General features: G+C 60.3%; 4 protein-coding genes. 1 reads left to right on the forward strand and 3 read right to left on the reverse strand.

Annotated features, from left to right (window positions below):
• The coding region (locus AWB81_RS41580) for an HU family DNA-binding protein (protein WP_235026209.1) at positions 1-188 on the reverse strand (188 nt) is incomplete at its 3' end.
• Positions 189-750: 562 nt separating this feature from the next.
• On the reverse strand, positions 751-1,128 hold the full coding sequence (locus tag AWB81_RS41585; RefSeq protein ID WP_062644298.1) for a hypothetical protein: 378 nt from the start codon (positions 1,126-1,128) through the stop codon (positions 751-753).
• A gap of 206 nt (positions 1,129-1,334) precedes the next feature.
• On the opposite strand from AWB81_RS41585, the gene AWB81_RS47955 reads away from it, so the two are divergent.
• A complete protein-coding gene (locus tag AWB81_RS47955) occupies positions 1,335-1,544 on the forward strand; it encodes a hypothetical protein (protein WP_062644305.1) in 210 nt (69 codons plus the stop codon).
• Positions 1,545-1,971: 427 nt separating this feature from the next.
• Here AWB81_RS47955 and AWB81_RS41595 read toward each other — a convergent pair whose 3' ends face one another.
• Entirely contained in the window at positions 1,972-2,838 is an 867-nt protein-coding gene (locus AWB81_RS41595; protein ID WP_235026210.1) for a TIGR03571 family LLM class oxidoreductase, read from the reverse strand.
• Positions 2,839-2,983 lie beyond the last annotated feature (145 nt).

Genomic DNA, 2,983 nt, shown 5'->3' on the forward strand with positions numbered 1-2,983 from the left:
TCTTGCGCCACCACCTTCAAAAGACCCGGCAGCGTGAACTCCTTGGCGCCTTTCTTGTGGACTGATGCGAGCACCGTCTCTTCGAGTGCCGCCATCAACGCCTTCGCGGCCTTAGGTTCAACGCCAGCACGCTCGGCGAGATGTACGGTGAGCGATGCCTTCGTGAACGAGCCCTTGATGGGTTTCAACGGCGCAGCACCGCCGTGGTGAACTGCACGCCGCGCATGGTCTGCATTACCGTGGGGCTGACCGCGCCGAGCGATTTCGGTGGCAATGCCTAAGCACTTGGTTGGGCTGCATGGCGGTACATTCGAATGCCGGTGCCGCACGTGATCTCGAAGCCGGCACGGCGGGCATTTTAGTGTGTCTGAACAGAAGCAAGTCTTGCAAAGCGATCGAGAGCCTCTGCTAGCGGCACAACCAACTCTTCGTTGCTTTCCAGATCAAATTGTACAAACTCGTACCGACCATCGGGGTAGATCTTCTTGCAAATGCCAGGTGGCATATCGGTACCGTACGAATAGATTGGGCAATCGTCAGGAAGCGGCTTCACGATTAACCTCGTTCAGACGGTAATAGCATCGAAGGGAAGGTGTTACCGAGACCTTGCTGTAAGCCAGAGTCTACTTTCGACGGATCACGCACTTGCTAGGGCTCTGGTTGCGACTCCCAAAGGAAGGGCGGTTCACTCATTGCCCGTCGAGAAGATATTGTATTCAGAAACGGCTTGGTGCGTCGCTACGCCTACGGCTAGCTCTTTTGTTTGCTGGCAACCTGCTTCGTCTCGCCCTTCTTCCCCGAGTATCTCCCGATGAATCGGCGACCTTGTAGCGCCGCGCGGCCAACGCTGCATCGCCAGAGGTAGCGGCGGACCCGTCGGTCCCGATCCGCCCGAGCCGCATTGAGCTCGCCGTCTTCACCGCGCTCGCGCAAACGCACGGCCGCACGATCATCGACGATGCGCGCTTTCTGCCGGTAATCGACTACGCCGCGGAATGTGGTGCCGTGGTCCTCGTGCAGCGGGTCTTGTGGGGCGAGCAGTTCGAGGGACGTGTGGCTTGCCACGCAACTGCGCGGCGCACGCGTGGCCTTCGAGGTGCTGTGTGGCACCTGGCCCGAGGTGTTCATGACGGAGGCGGACAAGGCGCTCGCGCACCTCGGGTTGCCGCGACTGGGCCCAGTTGAGCCGCCTTCAGCCTCCCAGCACGAAGCGGGCGGCGATACCCTCGCGATTCTTCATCCGGTAGTCCCCCGGAAAAGCTCACCATCGAGCGCGGCTATGCGAACCAGGATTTCACGGCGTTGCGGGCCTACGTGCGTGCATCGCGCCGGCCGTGATTGCCCGCACTTACTACGACCCCGACGAAGATTCACATGCGGCGACCCCCGGCGCGATGGAGCGGCACGTCGGCAAGATGCTCGATACCCTGGTGCAGTTGGCGATCGCGCACGGCTCGTCGGTGCTCGCCGATCATCTGCCCGCGTCGATCAAGCAACACGGGCAACCGAAGCTGACCACCGTCACGTTTCGAATCGTCACATGAAGCGGCGCAGTTGGGCGACGGCTCCGCCGCGCCCGGATCACGCGATCGGCGCGTGGCTGGGCCACGCGTGGCACGGCGGTTGAAAAGCGAGGGGATTGCGACCATATCGCTGACGTAGAAGCGAAACACGTCGAACGTTGGCAATGGCCGAAGCGCCGGCGTCCGCCGTCGGCCAGGTGCCGGCGCGTCAGTCACTCGGGAGCATCAAGCCTTTGCGACCGATGGCGACATTGCTTTCTGGTCAGTCTCAGCCGCGAATATAAACGCAGGGAAGCTCAGGCGACCAGATAGCGAGCACGGCTCGTCGCCTTCCAGCACCATGCCGGCTCATGTTGACCAGACGAAGTCAGGTAGAACGAACTGACCAAGCTCCTCAATGACCTCACCTGCGGCGCGTTGGCCGTATTTCAAATTGATGATCACATGCTTAACGCCGACCTCCTGCAAGGTGTGCAGCAGCGCGATCAGGTGAGATCGCCCAGTTGATAGCCCAGGTGGATCGGCCGTGATGGTGTCTGCGGTTATCTGTCAGGTCGATGTATAGCGACTGGGTGAAGGGTTTGAACAGGTCACCACATTCGGCACGAACCGCCGCGCGCCAGCCCTCGACAGTCAGCTGCTGGGCCTTCGGTGCACGCGGATAGCTGATCCAGCCATGACTGCAGCGGGCAATCCACTCCAGCGTCTGGCGGCTATGGCCGGTGACGAAGAAAGGAATTTCAGCCGTAGTCGGCTTGGGAATCAGATCTGCCCCCTCAAGCTTGCCGCCGGACAAGGTCAAAGGCACGAAGCTGCTGAGCTGAACCTCGCGAAATACCTTGAGGTATTCGCGGAACAGGCTGCCGCGCTGCTCCGGGTCGACACCGAATGCTGGAAACTCTACTGGACGGTCACCGGAAGCCACGCCGAGTAACAGGCGGCCACCACTGAGCTGATCGACGCTAGTTGCAGCCTTGGCGGTGTGTAGGGGATTGCGGATTGGCAGGATGACCGACGCGGTACCCAACGCGATCGAGCGAGTGTGTGCCGCCATAAAACCCAGGTAGACCCAGGGATCGAAGACCTGGCCCGGATCACCGAAGGTGGGATCGCGTAACGGCACGTCGCGAAACCAGAGGGCCGATAAACCCAGCTTTTCGGCACGTTGGGCCAGGCTCACTTGGTCAAACATAGTCGGCGTATCGGCGGTAAACGCTTCGAGGGGAAAGAAAAGACCTAGGCTCAGGCGGCCTTGGCGGTAGGTGCGCTGAAAGCCAGGTTGTTGCTGATAGGGAATGGAATTCGGAGTAAACATGCTCCTCCTACATATTTCTGGATATAGATTTCCGAGGGGCTGAAAAAACGCCTGGGAGCGGGTAGTTAGTCGGTCTTGCAGAATCGCGCGAAGCCAAGCGCAGCGTGCGGATAGGTGCAGATAAGCAGTTGCGAAACTCCCAGTT

The organism is Caballeronia arationis, assembly GCF_001544975.2.
GTDB lineage: Bacteria > Pseudomonadota > Gammaproteobacteria > Burkholderiales > Burkholderiaceae > Caballeronia > Caballeronia arationis.